The following is an 18,983-nucleotide window of genomic DNA, read 5'->3' on the forward strand; positions in this document are numbered from 1 at the left end:
CTCAGTGATGGCCCTCGGGGTCGGTGGCCCAGCGCTCGTCCGGGTGCACCTCGTTGGCGGGCAGCACCGGGTCGTAGCCCTCGACGCGCAGCGCGGCGATCACCTCGCGGGTGTGGTCGCTGCCCAGCGTCTCCAGGGTGGCTTCCACCTCGGTGGCGCGCAGCGAGAGGTCGGTGAAGGTGCGCTGGTGGGCGATCTGGATGACGTTGGCGCGCTGCTCGGCGAGCAGCTGAGTCAGCTCGGCCAGCGAGCCGGGCACGTCGGGGATGCCGACCCGCACCCTCACGATCCGGTTGGAGCGCACCAGGCCGCGCTGGATCACCGAGGAGAGCGCCAGCATGTCGATGTTGCCACCGCACAGCACCAGCCCCACCTTGCGGCCGCGAAAGCGCTCGGGATCGCTGAGCAGGGCGGCGAGCCCCGCGGCGCCGGCGCCCTCGGCCACGCTCTTCTCGATCTCCAGCAGCATCAGGATGGCGCGCTCGATCTCAGGCTCGTCCACCAGCACGATGTCGCTGACCAGCTCGCGGACGATCTCCAGGGTCAGCTTGCCGGGCTGCTTCACGGCGATGCCCTCGGCCAGGGTGGCCAGGCCGCAGTGGACCTCCTCACCGGCCAGCGCCTGCTGCATGGCCGGGAAGCGCTGGGTCTGCACCCCGATCACCTCGATGTCGGGCTTCAGGGCCTTGGCCGCCACGGCGTTGCCGCTGATCAGCCCGCCGCCGCCGATGGGGATCACCAGGCAGTCCAGGTCGGGTACCGCCTCGAGCATCTCCGGGGCGATGGTGCCCTGGCCGGCGATGACCCGCTCATCGTCGTAGGGGTGCACGAAGACCAGGTGGCGCTCCTCGGCGAGGCGCTGGGCGTAGGCGCCGGCCTCGTCGACGCCATTGCCCTCGAGGTGCACCTCGGCGCCGAAGTCGCGGGTGTTGCGCACCTTGAGGTTGGGGGTATGGCGGGGCATGACGATGGTGGCGTGAATGCCCAGCCGGGCGGCGTGGTAGGCGACCGCCTGGGCGTGGTTGCCGGCGGACATGGCGATCACGCCCCGGGCGCGCTCCTCCGGTGTCAGCGAGAGCAGGTGGTTCAAAGCGCCGCGCTCCTTGAAGGAGGCGGTGAACTGATGGTTCTCGAACTTGATGTAGACCTCGCAGCCGGTGAGCCGGGAGAGGGTCGCGGAGCGCAGGCAGGGGGTATGCTCCACGCTGCCCTCGAGGCGGGCGGCGGCCTGGCGGATGTCGTCGAGGGTCACGCTCATGGGAGGATCTTCTCCTTGTTATTGATGGGGGTCGTGGGGACAGTCGGCGCCTGCCGGGTGGGGCAGGCGCGCTGCCAGCGCGAACACGTGGGGGTCGTCCACACCGAGTTCGCGCAGGGCCCGGGCCAGGTGGACCAGGTAGTCACGATTGGGGCCACTGGGGCCGTGGGCGGCGGCGATCTGCGCGGCGATGGTGTCGAGCGGGGCGTCGCCGAGGAAGGCGGCGTTGTCTTCGGTGGCGAGGTACACCAGCCCCTCGGCGCCCGCCGGCTGGCCACCATCGTCGAAGTGCAGCCGGGTCAGCTCGCGCAGGTAGCCGTTCTTCTCGCGGATATCCAGTGGGCCCAGCACCTCGGGGGCGATGCGATAGGCCATGCCGTGGCAGATGGCCCCCGGCTCGCGCACCAGGGTGGCCACCCGGCCGGGGGCCTTCGGGGTGCCGCGATGGTCGTGGGAGCCCTGCCAGAAGCGTCGCACCCAGTCGTGGATATGGGCCCGGCGCCGCTCGAGGAAGGGGAAGTCGGCCTTCCAGATCAGCGAGCCGTAGCCGAACAGCCAGAGCGCGTCGTGGCCGTCGAAGTGGGTCATGCGTCGATTGCGTGCCGTGGTGTCGTGGCTCATGGGCGGTGCGCGCAGGGTCCGGTGGATGAACGCTCCATGATGCGTTGCCGGGCGGCGCTTGTCGAAGTCCGATGGCCGAGGCGCCAGCCGGCGTCGACGGCGATGCGAGCCGGGGGTAAGGTGTCGAGCGTTCGGCGCAGGCCGTCTGGCGCATGTCGTTCGATGCAGTCGTTCAGAGACAGGGAGCAGGGATGGAGACGCTATTGATGGCCCTCTCGACGGGGCTTGGCCTGGGGCTCTCGCCCTGGGCGCCGGGCACGGTCGGCTCGCTGCTGGGGCTGCCGCTCGCCTGGTGGCTCTCGGGTCGCACGCGGCGGGTGCAGCTCGGCCTCACGGCGGCGCTGCTGGTGGCGGCCATGCCGGTCTGCCATCAGGCCGCGACCGCGCTGGGTATCAAGGACGACGGGCGCATCGTGCTCGACGAGATCGTCGCCTTTCCGGTGACGGTGCTCGGCCTGTCCGCGGCTCGCCACCCCGCGGCCCTGGCCGGGGCCTACGTGATCTATCGGGGATTCGATATCACCAAGCCGGCGCCGGTGAGCATGGCTGAATCGCTGCCCGGCGGCATCGGCATCGTGCTCGACGATACAGTCGCCGCGGCCATGACCTGGCTGGTCATGGCCGGCGGCCTGGCGCTCTGGCGCCGCCGGAGCGGCTGAACCGCTGTCATCGGAGCGGCTGAACCGCTGTCATTGGAGCGGCTGAACCGCTGTCATTGGAGCGGCTGAACCGCCGCCGTCGGAGCGGCAGATCACGCCCTCGGGGCTGGCAGGTGCGTCGGCAGCCCTGCCAGTCGATCGAGCGGCACGGGGCGAGAGAACAGGAAGCCCTGTAGCAGGTCGCAGTCGCGGCCCATGAGGTCGCGCTGCTGTTCCGGGGCCTCGATGCCCTCGGCCACCACCTTCAGGCCCAGGTGATGGGCCATGGTGATCACCCCCTGGACGATGGCGGCATTGTCGCCGTTGTGGGTGATGTCGTGGATGAAGCTGCGGTCGAGCTTGACCTTGCTGATCGGCAGCTGGCGCAGGTAGCGAAGGCTCGAGAAGCCGCTGCCGAAGTCGTCGATCGCCACCTGCACGCCGCGTCGGCGCAGGGCATGCAGCACCTCGATGGCCCGGTCGGTGCCGGACATCAGCACCCCCTCGGTCACCTCGAGCTCCAGCCGCTCGGCCGGCCAGCCCGTGGTCTCGAGGACCTGCTCGACCTGGGCGAGGAAGCCGGCCCGCCGGAACTGCAGAGGCGAGATGTTGACCGCCACCGGCAGCGCCGGCCCGCCCTCGGCGTGCAGGCGGGCCATGTCCTGGCAGGCTCGCTGCAGCACCCAGCGCCCGATGGCGACGATCTGTCCCGTCTGCTCGGCCAGCGGGATGAACAGTCCCGGCGAGATCATGCCCTTCTCGGGATGCTGCCAGCGCACCAGCGCCTCGACGCTGCGCACTTCGCCGGTGCGCGTGTCGACGATGGGCTGATAATGCAGCAGGAATTGCCCCTCGCGGATCGCCTCCTGGAGTTCGAGACGCATCTCGACGTGCTCGCTCATCAGGCTCGAGGCCTCGTCGCCATACCACTGCCAGGTGTTGCGGCCCTGCTGCTTGGCCTCCTGCATGGCGAGGTCGGCGTACTGGAGCAGTTCCGCGGCGTGGCCCGGGGGTTCCCGGCTCGAGGCGATGCCGATGCTGGCGCTGATATGCAGGCGGTGCCCCTCGAGTTCGAAGGGGCGTGACAGCGAGGAGAGGATCGCCTCGGCCCTCGCCAGCACGTCCCGCTCGCACTCGACGCCCGTCAACAGCAGGGCGAACTCGTCGCTGCCCAGTCGCGAGGCGATGTCCCCCTGGCCGAGCAGGGCGGTGAGACGATGGGCCACCTGTTCCAGCAGCCGGTCGCCGACGTGATGCCCGAGGCCATCGTTGACCGGCTTGAAGTCGTCCAGGTCGATGTAGAGCAGGGCGAGGAAGCCGTCCTCCCGGCAGGCGCGTCGAAAATGCTGGGCCAGGCGCGAGACGAACTGCTGGCGGTTGGGTAGCCCGGTGAGCGAATCGTGGCTGGCCTGGTGGGCGAGGCGGTCCTCGTACTCTCGAACCCGCGAGACATCCTGCTGGATGCCGATGATATGGGTGCAGTGGCCCTCGTCGTCGAGGACCGGCCCCAGGTAGAGGTGGTTCCAGAACGCCGAGCCGTCCTTGCGATAGTTGCGCAGCGTCACCTGGATCTCGCTGCGTTCGGCCGCGGCCAGGCGCAGCCGTGCCACCGTCACAGGGTCGGTATCCGGTCCCTGAAGGAAGCGGCAGTTGCGGCCCAGGACCTCGTCACGCGCGTAGCCGGTGAGGCCCAGGAAGGTCTCGTTGACGAACACCAGCGGCATGTCCGGCAGATTGACATCCGCCATGATGACGCCATTGCGGCTGGCATCGATGCCGCGGGCCAGCAGGCGCAGCTGCTGCTCCTGCTGGCGACGTTGCGTGATGTCGCGCCCCACGCCATAGACGCCGACCACCCGGTCATCGACGACGATGGGCAGGTTGGTGACCTCCAGGGTATAGGCCCGCCCCTCGGCATCGGTGCTGTTGTAGACGTGCTGCTGGGTCTCTCCCTTGCAGACCCGCGCGAAGGCGGCGTCGATGGCCGGCAACTCCTCCGCGGCGACGAAGCGATCATAGGGCTGCCCCTTGAGCCACGCCTCGCTGAAGCCGGTGATCCGCGTGGCCGAGGCGTTGCAGCTGAGAAACCGGCCGTCGAGGTCGAATTCGAACACCGCATCGGGGTGCTGGGTGAACAGCGAGCGAAAGCGCTGCTCCACCTCGAGGCGGGCCTGGCGATCACGGTGGCGCTCGATGGCCAGGGCCACCAGGCCGGCGGCCCGACGCACCCGCGCCTTTTCGCCCTCGCTGGGCGCCCGGGGCGTGGGGTAATAGGTCGCGAAAGTGCCCAGTAGGTCGCCCCTGGCCGAGATCATCGGTACCGACCAGCAGGCGGCCAGCCCCTCGTCGCGCGCCAGCGCCTGCAGGCCCTGCCAGCGTGAGTCGGTCGAGATGTGCTCGGTGATCGCGATCCGGCGCGTCACGGCGGCCGCCCCGCAGGTACCGGCCGGCGCATCGATCGGCACACGCTGCGCGGCCTGTCGGAAGGCCGCCGAGAAGCCCTCGCCCGCCACCATGTCGAGGGTGTGCGTTGCAGGGTCGAACATCATGATCGAGATCTGGGCGTCGCCGAGCTGGCGACCGACCACCCCCGCGATGGCCGCCAGGGTGGTTTCTAGGGGCGTATCGCGGGCGATCAATTCCTGCACGGCCAGCTGGTCGTCCAGCAGTACGCTCTCGTCCTTCACCGCGCGCTCCTTTTATACGACGACAAGTCAGTCGACAGCATCGCAGGGCACACCGGCTCATGCACTCGTTAATTTTAATTTAGTGCCCGGCGTATCGCGCGGTGAAGGACCAGAGCGGGCGGGCTCAGTCGCGCGGCGAGCGCTGGTCCGGTTCGGGAAAGCTGACGTCGAAGCCGCGGGCATCGAGCTGGCGGATGTCGCTGGGGCGGCCCTGGTCATCGAGCGCCACCAGGCCGATGCCGCTGCCGTTCCAGAGCCTTTCGCCGGCCTTGGCGCGGTCGGGATCCCGCGGCGAGATCACCATGCGCCGCCGCTTGGTGAGCCAGTTGAGCGGCGAGCGCGGCGCATAGAGCCAGCGGTTCAAGCGGTCGAACCAGTCGAGCAGGGTGTCGGGGAAGGCGTTCTTGACCCCGCTGGAGGTGATCTGCCAGAGCCTGGGCCCCTCGCGGCGGTGGCGGATGTGGATGTCGTAGGCGAAGGAGTAGTGCACGTCGCCGGAGAGGATCACGTAGTGGCCCGGGGTGCGGGAGTGGCGGAAGATGTTCATCATCACGCTCGCCGCGCCGCGGTGGGCCATCCAGTTCTCGGCGTCGACCAGCAGCGGCCGGCCGGCCAGGGTGAAGAGCCGCTGGATGGTCTCGATCAGCTTGACGCCGAACATCGGCGCCGGCGAGACGATCACCACCGACTGCGCCCCCAGCACGTTCTGCTGCAGCTCCGAGAGCGCCTCCCAGTCCATCAGTCCGGAGGGGCGGGTGGGGCTGCGCTCGCTGCGCCAGCGTCGGGTGCGGGTGTCGAGGATCACGAGCTTCGGGTCGCCTTCGACCTCGACCTCCCAGCCCTGGAAGCGCAGCAGCCGCTCGAGGACGGCGTCCTGCTCTCCGGCGGGCAGCCAGCCCTCCTGGTCGGCGGCGCGCTCAAGCAGCGCGGCGGCGTCGTCGAGGGGTGCGGCCAGGCGGTCCGGGTCGTTGCCCCAGCCCTGGCAGAGCAGGTAGGCGAGCAGGGCGTTGCCGATGATCCGCCGCGAGAAGGGGTGGCCGTAGGCGGTGCTTTCCCAGTCCGCGGTGAGGTTCCAGTCGTCGGTGATGTCGTGGTCATCGAAGATCATCAGCGAGGGCAGATGGGCCATCACCCGGGCGGCGGCGGGCAGGCCCGCGGCGAAGCGCTCGATCACCGCCTTCTCGGCGCGAAAGCGTTCGGCGTGGGCCTCGTCCAGCGCCGGCGCCTCCATCCCCACCAGGCGCCACGGGGTCGGCGACCAGGCCAGCAGGTACATGGCGATCACCTCGGCGAAACTCATCAGGTGATTGTGGGCGTTGGCCGAGGTGAACACTGGCTTGCGCGCCCCGCCGAAGAAGCCCTTGCGCACCTTCTCGCTGCTCTCGGCCTCCGGCAGCAGTTCCTCGCGGCGATAGTAGCTGGCGGGGTCGTCGTAGAGCGCCTGGCTGTCGGCCACGGTGGCGCCCTCCAGGGCCTCGTCGACGAGACCCAGGCGACGGATCAGGGCGTGGATGGCCACCAGCATCGGACCGGCCACGTCGTCGGCGTAGATCTGGTCGCCGGTCATCAGCAGCCAGGCCGGCCAGGCCTCGGGGGCCTCGCGGCGCTCGGCGAGCCAGGCGTCGGCGCGCACCAGGCCGTCCGGGCCCTTGTGGTGGGGGCGTCGGCATGAGCCGTGGAGCAGCCGGCCGTGGCGCTCGGCGAGCACGAAGCAGGGATGCGCCGCGCCTTCGTGCAGCAGGTGGGGCGCCCAGTCGGCGATGCCGGTCGCGCCCGCCTCGCCGGGGAGTTTCAGGTCGTAGTCGATGCGCACGCCGCGCGGCAGCGGCGTCTCCAGGGTGACGTCGATCAGGTGCAGAAAGGCGTGGCGACCCAGCGGCAGCCGCCTCAAGCGCGAATCGTTCAACACCAGCCGGCGCGGCGTATGCCCGACCGGGTGCAGCATCAGGCTCGGTGCGAGGGGGCGTGAGCCCACCAGCCAGATCACCAGGCGCTGCGCACTCAGGCGGCGCAGGATGGGCCCGGCGAGGACCTCGGGCAGGGGAGCGGTGTCGCGAGACATGGCAGTCCTTTGCATCAATGAGCCGTGGCGGCCGATGGCACTGGTCGCGGTCGAGTCAACCGACTAGGCTGGCGGCGGTGAGGTTCCACCTTGCCCCCTTTCCCCTGATGGAGACCCTGACCATGACCGTGATGCTGCTCGGCCTGTTGATCTTTCTCGGTGCGCACTCGGTGCGCATCCTGGCGGACGACTGGCGAAGCGCCCAGATCCAGCGCATGGGCGAGCTGCCCTGGAAGGCGGCCTACTCGGTGGTCTCGATCATCGGCCTGGCACTGGCGATCTGGGGCTACGGCCAGACGCGACTGGATCCGGTGTGGGTCTGGCAGCCGCCGCTGGGCCTTCGCCATGCCGTCTCGCTGTTCATGATACCTGCCTTCGTGCTGCTGGTGGCGGCCTACGTGCCGCGCAACCACCTCAAGGCGAAGCTCGGCCATCCGATGATCCTGGCGGTGAAGCTGTGGGCCTTCGCCCACCTGCTGGCCAACGGCCGGCTGGGCGATATCGTGCTCTTTGGCGCCTTCCTGCTGTGGGCGGTGTTCGACTTCCGCGCGGCCCGTCGTCGCCCGCGGCCACAGATCGCTGCCCCGAGCGTGGTCGGCAGCGTCGCGACCGTGGCGATCGGCCTGGCGGCCTATGTCGTGTTCGCCCTCTACCTGCATCAGTGGCTGATCGGCGTGTCGGTGATGTGACTTTCCTGGCGCGGCGGGCTAAGCGCCTTTTCCGTCGCAGCCCTGGGCGCCGCCGACTTGACCCTTGGGCCGCCCCAGGGTGCTAGCCTTAGCCGTCATCCATGGCGGGCCGGGGTCACCCGGTCCGCCTTTTCGATGACCGTCAAAGGAGGCGCGGATGACGGCGCACTTTCTCTCGCTATGGCACGAAGCGGCCCTCACCAGCCTGGGCTTCTTCTGGATGGCGCTCTGGGCCTTCGCCCTGGGCTATCTGATCAGTAGCCTGATCCAGGTGCTGGTGACCCGGCAGCGCATGCAGCGAGCCATGGGCACGGACGGCCCGCGCAGCATGCTGCTGGCCAGCGTCTTCGGTTTCATCTCCAGCTCCTGCAGCTTCGCCGCCCTGGCGACCACCCGCACGCTCTTCCAGAAGGGCGCCGGCCTGGCGCCCTCCCTGGCCTTCATGCTGGCCTCCACCAACCTGGTGGTGGAGCTCGGGTTCGTGATCGCGATCTTCCTGGGCTGGCCCTTCGTGGTCGGCGAGTACGCCGGTGGCATCCTGTTGATCCTGCTGGCCTGGGCCTTCATCCGCCTGACCCGTCCCGAGGCCCTGATCGCGCGGGTGCGGGAACGCCTGGAGGGCGACGACGAGCACGACGAGGAGCAGGTGCCGGACTGGCGGCAGACGCTGAAGAGCCGCGAGGGCTGGCGCCGGATCGGCCAGACCTACGTCATGGAGTGGCAGATGGTCTGGAAGGACGTGCTGATCGGCTTCACCGTGGCCGGCGTGATCGCCGCCTTCGTGCCGGAGAGCTTCTTCCAGGCCCTGTTCCTCGGCGCCGGCGACGACGACCCGGGCTTTCTCGCCCTGCTGGCGCAGGCGCTGGTCGGCCCGCTGGCGGCCTTCTTCACCTTCATCGGCTCCATGGGCAACATTCCGCTGGCCGCCGTGCTCTTCGACAACGGCGTGAGCTTCGCCGGGGTGATGGCCTTCATCTTCTCCGACCTGGTGGTGTTGCCGGTGCTGCGCATCAACGCCACCTACTACGGCTGGCGCATGGCGCTCTACATCCTGGCGCTGCTGCTCAGCACCCTGGTGGTGACGGCGCTGCTGCTGCACGTCGGCATGGACCTGCTCGGCTGGCTGCCCCAGGGGAGCGGCTCGGGGGCGATCACCGAGCGCGACTTCTTCGCGTTCAACTACGGCTTCGTCCTAAACCTGCTCTTCCTGGTCGCCTCGGCGGCGCTGGTCTTTCTGTGGTGGCGGGGGCGCCAGGCCGGCGGTCATCACCATCATGATCACGGGGGCGGTGGTGCCTCCCTGGGCGATCGCGTGCTGCAGGCCATGGTGGCGCTCTCCCTGGCCTGGCTGGCCGGTGGACTGCTCGCAGCCCCCCTCATCGGCTGACGCTCGCCTGAGAGAAGACGGGATCGGCGCGACGCCGGGCGGCGCGCGGTAGGGGCCGTTTCGCCGGCCCCCGTTGCGCTATGCTGGGGGCCTGGCAAGGGAGGGCACATGGCACACGATCACCACCATCACCACCATCACCACCATCACCATTCACATCATGCCGGGCACGACAGCCAGCGTCGGCTGTTCTGGGCGATCCTGCTGACCGGCGGCTTCATGGTCGCCGAAGTGGTCGGGGGCATCCTCTCCGGCTCGCTGGCCCTGCTGGCCGATGCCGGCCACATGCTCACCGACACCGCGGCCCTCGCGCTTGCCTGGTTCGCCGCGCGCATCAGCCGCCGGCCTGCCGACGAGAAGCGCAGCTTCGGTTACCACCGGGTGCAGATCCTCGCCGCCTTCGTCAACGGCCTGACGCTGATCGCCATCGTGGCGTGGATCCTCATCGAGGCGATTCGCCGGTTGCTCTCGCCGGTGGAGGTCATGGGCAGCACCATGCTGGCGATCGCCGCCCTGGGGCTTTTGGTCAACGTGATGGTGTTCGCCATCCTGCACTTCGGCGACCGCGATAACCTCAATATCCGCGGGGCCGCCCTGCACGTGCTGGGGGACCTGCTGGGCTCGGTGGCGGCGATCGTCGCGGCCCTGGTGATACTCGCCACCGGCTGGATGCCCATCGATCCGCTGCTCTCGGTGCTGGTGGCGCTGCTGATCCTGCGCAGCGCCTGGAAGCTGACCCGGGAGTCCGGGCATATCCTGCTGGAGGGCGCGCCGGAGGGCGTCGATCCATCAACGCTGCGCCGCGAGATTCCCGAGCAGCTCGAGGCGGTCTGTAACGTGCATCACGTGCATGTCTGGTCGCTGACGCCGGGGCGCCACCTGGTCTCGCTGCATGCGGCGCTCGAGGAGGGCGCGGATCGCCAGGCCACCCTGGTGGCGATCCGCGCCCTGCTGGTGGAGCGCTACGGCCTGCACCACGCCACCGTCCAGCTGGAGAGCCGCCACCACTGCGTCGACGAGCCCGCCGTGGACGGGGAGCCTCGCGACTGAATCACGCATGCCGCGTCACTCGGCGGGCTGGAAGGGGCGGTCGGGCAGCCAGACGCGAACCGCCAGGCCGCCCAGGCGCGAGCGCGCGAGTTCCAGCCGGCCGCCATTGAGCTTCACCAGGTCGGCCACGATGGCCAGGCCCAAGCCGCTGCCCGGGTGCTGCTCGTCGAGCCGGGCACCGCGGGCCAGGGCGGCCTGGCGCTGGGCTTCGTCCATGCCGGGCCCGTCGTCCTCGATCTCCAGCCAGCTTCCCTCGGCATCGCCGTCGCCGCGCAGCTCGACCCGGCCCTCGGCCCACCGCAGGGCGTTATCCAGCAGGTTGCCGATCAGCTCCTGCAGGTCCTGGGCCTCCATGCGCACGCGCATCTCGGCCGGCAGGCGGTGATGCAGGGCGATGCCGCGCCGCTCGGCCAGGCGGCCGAGCCCCGCCAAGATGGGTGCCAGCACCTCGCCGGCGACGACCCGGGGGGCCAGGGCAGCGTCCCCGGTGGCCGAGGCGCGGGCCAGGTGGTGATTGACGGCCGCATCGATGCGCGTCAGCTCGTCACGGATGCGCGTGCGTCGCGGCTCCTCGATCCCGTCGGCCAGGGTGGTCAGCACGCTCACCGGGGTCTTCAGCGCATGCGCCAGGTTGCCGGCGGCATGACGGGCATGCGCCATCAGTCGTCGATCGCGGTCCAGTACCCCGTTCATGGCCCGCGCCAGGCGCGCGAGTTCCGGCGACAGGCGAGTATCGAGGCGTTCAACGTCGCCATTCTCCACCTGCTGAAGGTCGGCCTGAAGCCGGCGTAGCGGGGCCAGACCCCAGCGCACCTGGAGGGCCAGGGTGGCCAGCAGCAGGACGCCCAGGCCGACCAGGAAGAGCGTGACCAGCCGGGTGAAGCGGGCGAGTTCCGCATCCAGCGTGGCCCGCGAGACGGCCACGCTGACGTGCAGGGGGCCGTCCAGCGGCGCCAGGCGGATGTCTCGTTCGATCACGCGCAGCGGCATGCCGCGTGGGCCTGCCAGGTCACGGATCACCACCTCCTGATGATGGCGAACCGGCAGCCGCTGGTCCCACAGCGAGCGGGAGGTCAGCACCCGCTCGTCGCCGTCGCTGATCTGCCAGTACCAGCCGGAGAAGACTCGCTCGAAGCGCGGGTCGCCCAGCGAGCGTTCATGGATCAGTCGCTGCTCGGTCGGCTCCCAGGCGAGGCCGGCGACGACCACATTGAGCAGGGCGTCCAGGCGCTCGTCGAAGGCGTTCGTGGCGGTGGTGCGGAAGTGCTGGGACAGGCCCACGCCGGCCAGCGGCAGGGCGATCGTGAGGGTCAGCAGGGAGGCCAGCAGCAGGCGACTGGCCAGCGACAGCTGGCGCACTCGCCTCATGGTGTCTCATCGCCTGCGACCAGGCGATACCCCTGGCCCCGGTGGGTCTGGATGCGGGCGGCACCGAGTTTCCGGCGCAGCCGGCTGATCTGGACGTCGATGACGTTGGAGTCCGGCTCGTGATCGCGATCGTAGACGTGCTCGGCGAGCTCGCTGCGGCTTACCACGCGCGGCGCGGCGTGGGCCAGGTAGGCCAGCAGCCGCGACTCCTGGGCGGTCAGGCTCACCGGGCGACCGGCCAGGGTGACGTTGCCGACGTGGGTGTCGAAGGAGAGCTCGCCCACCTTCAGCACCGGGTGGGCATGGCCATGGCTGCGCCGCACCAGGGCGCGCAGCCGAAACAGCACCTCGGCGGTCTCGAAGGGCTTGGTGACGTAGTCGTCGGCGCCGGCCGAGAAGCCGGCGGCCTTGTCGGCCCAGCGGGTGCGGGCCGTGAGCACCAGCACCGGCGTGTCGATGGCGTCCTCGCGCCACTGGGCGAGCCAGCGGCTGCCGTCGCCGTCGGGCAGGCCCAGGTCGAGAATCACCGCGTCGTAGGCCTCGGTGCGCACCAGGAAGTCCGCCTCGCCGCCGGTGGTGGCGGTCTCCAGCAGCACGCCGGCGTCCCCCAGGGCCTCGGCGAGCGCCTCGGCCAGCGCCCGGTCATCCTCCACCAGCAGCACCTTCATTGCTCGCGTCCTTCACGCCGCATGCCGTTGATGTTGACGCCCTCCATGCCGATCAACTCGCCACTGGCGGCATCGAACTCGAATTCCACCACCTGGCCCTGGGGGCCGAGCATCTCGACCTCGTAGACGCTCCGGCCATCGTCGCGCTCGAGCTCCACCTCCAGCACCTGGCCTGCGTAGCGCGCCTCCAGCCAGTCGAGGATCTCGGGCAGCGGCACGATCTTCCCTTCGCGCACCGCCTCCTGGAGGTCGTGCCAGTGTTCATCCGCCGGCACGGGCGAGGCGGCCAACAGGACGAGAAGGGCGGCCGGTACCAGCCGGCGCAGGAGCAAGAGCAAGAGCAGGTGTCGCGTCATCATGGCCACAGCGTGCCAGGCCGAACATTAATGCAGCATGAATGGCCTCGTCACCTCGTGGCAAGGTCGGTGCCGGTACAACGGAGCGGCACCCATGAAACGCAAGATGATCCTGATCGCTACCCTGGCCAGCCTGATGGCCGCTGCCACTCTGGCCCAGGCAGAGGACCATCGCCTGGCCGCGGAGCGCCTCGACGACGTCCTGGCCAAGGCCAGCGCCTTCGGCTTCACCCACTTCCGCGAGATCGAGGTGGAGAACGCCGAGAGCGTGGAGATCGAGGGCTGGCTCGATGACGAGTGGCAGGCCGAGATGCGTCTGTCGCTTCAGAGCGGCGAGTCCCTCGAGGAAGAGCGCAAGCGTCGCGAGGGGGGCGCCTGGGGGATGAGCGAGGACGACGTCCGTCTGGCCATGGAGGTCGCGGTGGCCGAGGGGCTGGCTGAGTTCGAGGAGATCGAGGTCGACCGTGACGGCCGCGTCGAGGTCGAGGGTCGCGATGGTGAGGGGCGCGAGCTCGAGGTCAGGAGTCGCCAGGGCGAGCGCGACATGCGCGAGATGGAACGCGACTGAGTCTGTCGCTGGGGCCTCGTCCCGGCGAGGCCCCTGTCCGTCAGGGAGTCCATCATGAAGAGGGCCCGGCGCGAAGCCTCGCGCCGGGCCCTTTCGTGTGGGGATGGTTCAGCTCATGCGCTGCAGGCTGCGTTCCCCGAGCCACCACTGGTGAGCCAGCGCGGCGAGCACATGGCCGACGATCACGAACCACAGCAGGTTGGCGAGCACCTCGTGGGTCTCCTCGAAGGCCTCCTCGAGCCATTCGATCTCGGCACCCGCCGCGATAAGCGGTGCGCCGAAGAGGGTCACGCCCTCGCCGCTGCCCCAGGCCGCCAGCAGGCCGCTCAGCGGAATCAGCAGCAGCAGGGCATAGAGGAAGAGATGGCCGAGGCGTGCCGCCAGGCGCCAGTGGGCGGGCGGGGTCGGGCGGCCGCAGTTGACGGCGCGCCAGGCCAGGCGGAGGGCGAGCAGGGCCAGCAGCGTCACGCCGATGCTCTGGTGCAGGGTCATCGCGGCGGCTTCGCCGAGGCCCTCGAAGCCCTCCATCCACCAGTCGCTGACCAGCATCAGCAGCACCAGCAGGGCCATCGACCAGTGGAGGGCGCGGGAGAGGGGACCGTAGCGGTGGTCGGTATCGAGCCAGTTCATCGGGATCACTCCTTCATGGTGGGTACGTGATCCGTCTTACGCCTCCTCGCCTTGCAGCAGCCTGAACGCCGCGTTCATGCGGCATTCATGTGATGCTTCCCCAGACGCGGGCGAGCACCTCGAGCGCCTCGGCGATCATCGCCTCTTCGCCCCGGTCACGGCGCCAGATGAAGCTCAGTGCGCAGGGCAGGCGCACGCCTTCGGCGACCGTCAAGCCGCGTTCCTGGTGCTCCGTCATGGCCAGGGCGTCCCGCGCCAGGCTGAGCCCCACCCCGGCGCGCACCAGGTCCAGCATGCAGGCCTCCTGATCCACCTGGGCCACGCCCCGCGGCGCCACGCCCAGCGGGTCGAGCACGCCGTGGAGCAGGCGATGATGCACGGAGTCGGGCGGCGTGGTGATCCACGGTAGTGCGGCCAGGCCGGCCCAGTCGGCTCCCGCCAGGCGAGGTCCCCAGCCGGCCGGGGCGATCACGTGATAGTGAAAGTGGGTTAGCTCGCGATGGGCGATCTCCGCCGCCTGAGGGCCTTCACCGGGAGCGGCCAGGAAGAAGCCCACGTCGAGCTCCCCGCGGCGCACCCACTCCAGCACCGTCCCGCTCATGCCGTGTTGCAGCTCCGTCTCGAGCTGCGGCGCCCGCTCCACCAGGCGGTGCAGGAAGGCGCCCAGGCGCACGAATTCCGGGTCCACGATGGTGCCGATCTTCAGTCGGCCACGCAGGGTGCTGTGCAGGGTGAGCGCACTCTGCTCGAAGGCGGCCACGGCCGCCAGCGCCTTCTCGGCGGCGGGGACCAGGGCTCGGCCATCGTCGGTCAGCGACAGCCCCTTGGGGTGTCGCTGGAACAGCGTGAGGCCCAGGCCCTCCTGAAACAGCTTGAGCTTGAGGCTGACCGCCGGCTGGGTCAGGTTCAACCGCTCGGCGGCCCGCGAGACGCTGCCTTCCTGGGCCACGGTCACGAAGGCGCGCAGGGTCGGGAGGTCCTGCATGGGAGCATCCTCGTCCGGGTGATATCAGCCGAACTTATACCCGGGTGGGCCATTACTCAATTGATCGCGATGACGGCAGGTCGCATCGTGGCAGTCATGGCATCGCGGCCACTCTGCGCCGTGATGCGTCGCGCCAGCGTCCCCGAATCACCACGACATCGAGGCCCCCATGAGCCCCCAGCCGATCCAGCACTACATCAACGGTCAACGCTTCGCCGGCGAGTCCGGTCAGGCCCAGGACGTCTTCAATCCGGCCACCGGCCGGGTGACCGGCCGAGTCGCCCTGGCCTCCCACGCCGATGTAGACAGCGCCGTGGCCGCCGCCAAGGCCGCCTTCCCGGCCTGGGCCGAGGTCCCGCCGATCCGCCGCGCGCGAGTGCTGTTCAAGTTTCTCGAACTGCTCAACGCCCACAAGGACGAGCTGGCCGAGGCGATCACCCGGGAGCATGGCAAGGTATTCACCGACGCCCAGGGCGAGGTGGCCCGTGGCATCGACATCGTCGAGTTCGCCTGCGGCATTCCGCAGCTGCTCAAGGGCGACTACACCGAGCAGGTCAGCACCGGCATCGACAACTGGACGACGCGCCAGCCGCTGGGGGTGGTGGCCGGTATTACCCCGTTCAATTTCCCGGCCATGGTGCCGATGTGGATGTTCCCGCTGGCCATCGCCGCCGGCAATACCTTCATCTTGAAGCCCAGCCCGCTGGATCCCAGTGCCTCGCTGCTGATGGCGGACCTGTTCCAGCAGGCCGGGCTGCCGGCTGGCGTGTTCAACGTGGTGCAGGGCGACAAGGATTCGGTGGAGGCGCTGCTCGACCACCCCGACGTCAGGGCGCTGTCGTTCGTCGGCTCGACGCCGATCGCCAACCTGATCTATGAGCGGGGCGCGCGCCACGGCAAGCGCATCCAGGCCCTCGGCGGCGCCAAGAACCACATGGTGGTGATGCCCGACGCCAACCTCGACAAGGCCGTCGACGCCCTGATCGGTGCGGCCTACGGCTCCGCCGGCGAGCGTTGCATGGCGATCAGCGTGGCGGTGCTGGTAGGTGACGTGGCCGACAAGCTCGTGCCGCGCCTGGCCGAGCAGGCGAAGGCGCTGACGATCAAGAACGGCCTGGCGCTCGACGCCGAGATGGGACCCATCGTCACGGCCCATGCTCACCGGCGCATCACCGGCTACATCGAGAAGGGCGTGGAAGAGGACGCCGAGCTGGTGGTCGACGGACGCGACTTCGACGCTGCCGTGACCGGCGACGGCTGCGCCGAGGGCTTCTGGATGGGCGGCACCCTGTTCGATCACGTCACCCCCGAGATGACCATCTACCAGGAAGAGATCTTCGGGCCGGTGCTGGTCTGCGTGCGGGTGCCCGACATCGCCACCGCCATCCAGCTGATCGACGACCATGAGTTTGGCAACGGGGCGAGCTGCTTTACCGAGAGTGGCAGCGTGGCCCGCGAGTTCGGCCGTCGCATCCAGGTGGGCATGGTGGGCATCAACGTGCCGATTCCGGTGCCCATGGCCTGGCACGGCTTCGGCGGCTGGAAGCGCTCGATGTTCGGTGACACCCACGCCTACGGCGAGGAGGGTGTGCGCTTCTACACCAAGCAGAAGTCGATCATGCAGCGCTGGTCGAGCTCCATCGAGCACGGCGCCGAATTCGCGATGCCGACGGCCAAGTAGGTCCGACCCTTTCGCTCCGTCGAGAGGCGCCGGTGATAGCGTGAAGAGGGGGTCCTATGCCAGAGATGGCATCGGTACCGCCCAAGGAGGGGTTCACAGCGCCCTCTCGCAACGCGGTCGACGGGTTAGCCTCTTGTCGGTTATGACTCGAGAGCACTCATGGCTGAACAATTTCAAGACAACCAAGCATTCGACTACATCGTGGTGGGCGCCGGCACCGCCGGCTGCCTGCTCGCCAACCGCCTGAGCGCCGACCCGGCCAATCGGGTGCTGCTGATCGAGGCGGGGGGGCGCGATAACTACCACTGGATCCACATTCCGGTAGGCTATCTCTACTGCATCGACAACCCGCGCACCGACTGGCGGTTTCGCACCGAGCCCGACCAGGGGCTGAACGGCCGTTCCCTGATCTATCCGCGCGGCAAGACGCTCGGGGGCTGCTCCAGCATCAACGGCATGCTCTACATGCGGGGCCAGGCCCGCGACTACGACGGCTGGGCCGAACTCACCGGCGATGACGACTGGCGCTGGGAGCGCTGCCTTCCTGACTTCATGAAGCATGAGGATCACTATCGCCTGGACGACGGGGGCGATGCCGATGCCTCCCATCGTGACTTCCACGGCCATGGCGGTGAGTGGCGCGTCGAGAAGCAGCGTCTGAGCTGGCAGGTGCTGGACGACTTCGCCACCGCCGCCGTGGAAGCCGGTATCCCGCGCACCCGCGACTTCAACCGCGGCGACAACGAGGGGGTCGACTACTTCGAGGTCAACCAGCGCGCGGGCTGGCGCTGGAATACCGCCAAGGCCTTCCTGCGCGGCGCTGAGAAGCGCGACAACCTGACCCTGTGGCACTCCACCCTGGTGCGAGGGCTCGAGTTCGCCAAGGGGCGGGGGAGCGAGCCGCGCTGCTGCGGCGTCGCGGTCGAACGGGACGGCGAGGTCGTCACGGCGAGCGCCCGCCGCGAGGTGATCCTGGCGGCCGGCGCCATCGGCTCGCCGCAGCTGCTGCAGCTCTCGGGGATAGGCCCGGCCGATCTGCTGGCCGAGCATGACATCCCGGTGGTGGTCGAGCTCCCCGGGGTGGGCGAGAACCTTCAGGATCACCTGCAGATCCGCTCGGTCTACAAGCTCACGGGGGCCAAGACGCTCAACACCATGGCCAACTCGCTGGTCGGCAAGGCCAAGATCGGCCTGGAGTATGCCCTCAAGCGCTCCGGGCCGATGAGCATGGCGCCCTCCCAGCTGTGTGCTTTCACGCGCAGCTCCGAGGCCTATGCGCATCCCAATATCGAGTACCACGTCCAGCCGCTGAGCCTGGAGGCCTTCGGCCAGCCGCTGCACGACTTCTCGGCGATCACGGCGAGCGTGTGCAATCTCAATCCGACCAGCCGGGGCACGGTGCGCATCAAGAGTCGCGATCCTCGCCAGGCACCGGCCATCGCGCCTCACTACCTGAGCACGCCGGAGGATCGTCAGGTGGCCGCCGACTCGCTGCGCGTCACGCGTCGCATCGCCGAGCAGCCGGCGTTCACCAAGTACCAGCCCGAGGAGTTCAAGCCCGGCGTGCAGTACCAGAGCGACGACGACCTGGCGCGGCTGGCCGGCGACATCGGCACCACCATCTTCCACCCGGTTGGCACCGCGAAGATGGGGCGCGACGACGACCCCATGGCGGTCGTCGACTCCCGCCTGCGCGTCAGGGGGGTGCGGGGGCTGAGGGTCGTCGATGCCAGCATCATGCCGACCATCACCAGCGGCAACACCAACTCGCCGACGCTGATGATCGCCGAGAAGGCCGCGGCCTGGATTCTCGCGTCCTCCTGATGCCTCTACCGCTCGGGGCAGGGCCGACGGTCATCTCGGCCCTGTCATCCTTGCATCACTTTCCTCTCACTTTCTCGTCACGCGACGAAAATAAGGTTTGACCTGCCCTCGGGGAGGGAGCACTATGCGTGCAGTTGGTTAGCAATTGGAACGTCCAAGCGGTCATCGAAAGCTCATAGCGTCGATTTCCCGGTGAAAGTTTCTTGTTTTACCCACTGCAACTCGGGTATTTCCCGGCACAATCTAACGCTATTCGAGGAATTCGATCATGGCTACTGGTACCGTCAAGTGGTTCAACGACACTAAAGGCTTCGGCTTCATTTCTCCGGACGACAACGGCGACGACCTGTTCGCGCACTTCTCCGAGATCAAGGCAGAAGGCTTCAAGTCCCTGCAAGACGGTCAGAAGGTCTCCTTCGACGTCACCCAGGGCAAGAAAGGCCTCCAAGCTTCCAACATCCAGGTCATCGGCTAAACGTCGACCGATCTTGATGTGACTGCCTCACGGCAG

17 protein-coding genes are annotated in these 18,983 nt (G+C 68.9%); 8 read left to right on the plus strand and 9 right to left on the minus strand.

Translation table 11 applies throughout. From position 1 onward, the window contains the following. Position 1: 1 nt before the first annotated feature. Positions 2 to 1,258, minus strand: coding sequence for a threonine ammonia-lyase (locus tag ABE957_RS08840; RefSeq protein WP_349758298.1), 1,257 nt, complete (start codon positions 1,256 to 1,258; stop codon positions 2 to 4). 18 nt (positions 1,259 to 1,276) lie between these two features. Continuing rightward, positions 1,277 to 1,879 (minus strand): gamma-glutamylcyclotransferase, encoded by a 603-nt coding sequence (locus ABE957_RS08845; RefSeq protein ID WP_349758299.1) that lies wholly within the window; start codon positions 1,877 to 1,879, stop codon positions 1,277 to 1,279. A 191-nt stretch (positions 1,880 to 2,070) separates the two neighbouring features. Here ABE957_RS08845 and ABE957_RS08850 point away from each other — a divergent pair, with 191 nt between their 5' ends. Next, positions 2,071 to 2,538 (plus strand): phosphatidylglycerophosphatase A family protein, encoded by a 468-nt coding sequence (locus ABE957_RS08850; RefSeq protein WP_349758300.1) that lies wholly within the window; start codon positions 2,071 to 2,073, stop codon positions 2,536 to 2,538. Positions 2,539 to 2,630: 92 nt separating this feature from the next. Here ABE957_RS08850 and ABE957_RS08855 read toward each other — a convergent pair whose 3' ends face one another. Then, the gene (locus tag ABE957_RS08855; RefSeq protein WP_349758301.1) at positions 2,631 to 5,204 is read right to left on the minus strand and encodes an EAL domain-containing protein; all 2,574 of its coding nucleotides are present in this window, start codon (positions 5,202 to 5,204) and stop codon (positions 2,631 to 2,633) included. A gap of 124 nt (positions 5,205 to 5,328) precedes the next feature. Beyond that, positions 5,329 to 7,266, minus strand: a complete 1,938-nt coding sequence (locus ABE957_RS08860) for an alkaline phosphatase family protein (RefSeq protein ID WP_349758302.1) — start codon at positions 7,264 to 7,266, stop codon at positions 5,329 to 5,331. A gap of 122 nt (positions 7,267 to 7,388) precedes the next feature. Between ABE957_RS08860 and ABE957_RS08865 the strand changes: the two genes are divergently transcribed. From ABE957_RS08865 to ABE957_RS08875, 3 genes are all read left to right on the plus strand, one after another. After that, on the plus strand, positions 7,389 to 7,955 hold the full coding sequence (locus tag ABE957_RS08865; protein ID WP_349758303.1) for an NnrU family protein: 567 nt from the start codon (positions 7,389 to 7,391) through the stop codon (positions 7,953 to 7,955). A 157-nt stretch (positions 7,956 to 8,112) separates the two neighbouring features. Beyond that, positions 8,113 to 9,342, plus strand: a complete 1,230-nt coding sequence (locus ABE957_RS08870) for a permease (RefSeq protein ID WP_349758304.1) — start codon at positions 8,113 to 8,115, stop codon at positions 9,340 to 9,342. 108 nt (positions 9,343 to 9,450) lie between these two features. Beyond that, positions 9,451 to 10,392: a cation diffusion facilitator family transporter gene (locus ABE957_RS08875; RefSeq protein WP_349758305.1), complete on the plus strand. Its 942-nt coding sequence runs from the start codon at positions 9,451 to 9,453 to the stop codon at positions 10,390 to 10,392. A gap of 15 nt (positions 10,393 to 10,407) precedes the next feature. Here ABE957_RS08875 and ABE957_RS08880 read toward each other — a convergent pair whose 3' ends face one another. From ABE957_RS08880 to ABE957_RS08890, 3 genes are read right to left on the minus strand one after another with little or no spacing between them, the layout of a single operon-like run. Next, positions 10,408 to 11,760 (minus strand): sensor histidine kinase, encoded by a 1,353-nt coding sequence (locus ABE957_RS08880; RefSeq protein WP_349758306.1) that lies wholly within the window; start codon positions 11,758 to 11,760, stop codon positions 10,408 to 10,410. Then, positions 11,757 to 12,428, minus strand: coding sequence for a response regulator transcription factor (locus ABE957_RS08885; RefSeq protein ID WP_349758307.1), 672 nt, complete (start codon positions 12,426 to 12,428; stop codon positions 11,757 to 11,759). Before ABE957_RS08885 ends, ABE957_RS08880 begins: the two co-directional genes overlap by 4 nt. Beyond that, a complete protein-coding gene (locus tag ABE957_RS08890; RefSeq protein ID WP_432765411.1) occupies positions 12,425 to 12,787 on the minus strand; it encodes a PepSY domain-containing protein in 363 nt (120 codons plus the stop codon). Before ABE957_RS08890 ends, ABE957_RS08885 begins: the two co-directional genes overlap by 4 nt. Positions 12,788 to 12,878: 91 nt before the next feature. Between ABE957_RS08890 and ABE957_RS08895 the strand changes: the two genes are divergently transcribed. Then, positions 12,879 to 13,352: a PepSY domain-containing protein gene (locus ABE957_RS08895; protein ID WP_349758308.1), complete on the plus strand. Its 474-nt coding sequence runs from the start codon at positions 12,879 to 12,881 to the stop codon at positions 13,350 to 13,352. Between the two features lie 108 nt (positions 13,353 to 13,460). Here ABE957_RS08895 and ABE957_RS08900 read toward each other — a convergent pair whose 3' ends face one another. Then, complete coding sequence (locus ABE957_RS08900) at positions 13,461 to 13,982, minus strand: cytochrome b (RefSeq protein ID WP_349758309.1); 522 nt, start codon at positions 13,980 to 13,982, stop codon at positions 13,461 to 13,463. A gap of 85 nt (positions 13,983 to 14,067) precedes the next feature. Further along, a complete protein-coding gene (locus ABE957_RS08905; protein WP_349758310.1) occupies positions 14,068 to 14,967 on the minus strand; it encodes a LysR family transcriptional regulator in 900 nt (299 codons plus the stop codon). A gap of 169 nt (positions 14,968 to 15,136) precedes the next feature. Here ABE957_RS08905 and ABE957_RS08910 point away from each other — a divergent pair, with 169 nt between their 5' ends. From ABE957_RS08910 to ABE957_RS08920, 3 genes are all read left to right on the plus strand, one after another. Beyond that, the gene (locus ABE957_RS08910; protein ID WP_349758311.1) at positions 15,137 to 16,648 is read left to right on the plus strand and encodes a CoA-acylating methylmalonate-semialdehyde dehydrogenase; all 1,512 of its coding nucleotides are present in this window, start codon (positions 15,137 to 15,139) and stop codon (positions 16,646 to 16,648) included. A gap of 159 nt (positions 16,649 to 16,807) precedes the next feature. Then, the gene (locus tag ABE957_RS08915) at positions 16,808 to 18,472 is read left to right on the plus strand and encodes a GMC family oxidoreductase (protein ID WP_349758312.1); all 1,665 of its coding nucleotides are present in this window, start codon (positions 16,808 to 16,810) and stop codon (positions 18,470 to 18,472) included. A gap of 268 nt (positions 18,473 to 18,740) precedes the next feature. After that, the gene (locus ABE957_RS08920) at positions 18,741 to 18,947 is read left to right on the plus strand and encodes a cold-shock protein (RefSeq protein ID WP_040185674.1); all 207 of its coding nucleotides are present in this window, start codon (positions 18,741 to 18,743) and stop codon (positions 18,945 to 18,947) included. Positions 18,948 to 18,983 lie beyond the last annotated feature (36 nt).

The organism is Halomonas pelophila, from assembly GCF_040196315.1.
GTDB lineage: Bacteria > Pseudomonadota > Gammaproteobacteria > Pseudomonadales > Halomonadaceae > Halomonas > Halomonas pelophila.

Excerpts from the sequence above, each read along its gene's own strand:
- ABE957_RS08910 (WP_349758311.1), top strand. The coding sequence starts at position 15,137 with ATGAGCCCCCAGCCGATCCAGCACTACATCAACGGTCAACGCTTCGCC.
- ABE957_RS08850 (WP_349758300.1), top strand. The coding sequence starts at position 2,071 with ATGGAGACGCTATTGATGGCCCTCTCGACGGGGCTTGGCCTGGGGCTC.
- ABE957_RS08840 (WP_349758298.1), bottom strand. The coding sequence starts at position 1,258 with ATGAGCGTGACCCTCGACGACATCCGCCAGGCCGCCGCCCGCCTCGAG.
- ABE957_RS08895 (WP_349758308.1), top strand. The coding sequence starts at position 12,879 with ATGAAACGCAAGATGATCCTGATCGCTACCCTGGCCAGCCTGATGGCC.
- ABE957_RS08920 (WP_040185674.1), top strand. The coding sequence starts at position 18,741 with ATGGCTACTGGTACCGTCAAGTGGTTCAACGACACTAAAGGCTTCGGC.
- ABE957_RS08875 (WP_349758305.1), top strand. The coding sequence starts at position 9,451 with ATGGCACACGATCACCACCATCACCACCATCACCACCATCACCATTCA.
- ABE957_RS08890 (WP_432765411.1), bottom strand. The coding sequence starts at position 12,787 with ATGATGACGCGACACCTGCTCTTGCTCTTGCTCCTGCGCCGGCTGGTA.
- ABE957_RS08860 (WP_349758302.1), bottom strand. The coding sequence starts at position 7,266 with ATGTCTCGCGACACCGCTCCCCTGCCCGAGGTCCTCGCCGGGCCCATC.
- ABE957_RS08900 (WP_349758309.1), bottom strand. The coding sequence starts at position 13,982 with ATGAACTGGCTCGATACCGACCACCGCTACGGTCCCCTCTCCCGCGCC.
- ABE957_RS08880 (WP_349758306.1), bottom strand. The coding sequence starts at position 11,760 with ATGAGGCGAGTGCGCCAGCTGTCGCTGGCCAGTCGCCTGCTGCTGGCC.
- ABE957_RS08870 (WP_349758304.1), top strand. The coding sequence starts at position 8,113 with ATGACGGCGCACTTTCTCTCGCTATGGCACGAAGCGGCCCTCACCAGC.
- ABE957_RS08905 (WP_349758310.1), bottom strand. The coding sequence starts at position 14,967 with ATGCAGGACCTCCCGACCCTGCGCGCCTTCGTGACCGTGGCCCAGGAA.
- ABE957_RS08845 (WP_349758299.1), bottom strand. The coding sequence starts at position 1,879 with ATGAGCCACGACACCACGGCACGCAATCGACGCATGACCCACTTCGAC.
- ABE957_RS08885 (WP_349758307.1), bottom strand. The coding sequence starts at position 12,428 with ATGAAGGTGCTGCTGGTGGAGGATGACCGGGCGCTGGCCGAGGCGCTC.
- ABE957_RS08865 (WP_349758303.1), top strand. The coding sequence starts at position 7,389 with ATGACCGTGATGCTGCTCGGCCTGTTGATCTTTCTCGGTGCGCACTCG.
- ABE957_RS08915 (WP_349758312.1), top strand. The coding sequence starts at position 16,808 with ATGGCTGAACAATTTCAAGACAACCAAGCATTCGACTACATCGTGGTG.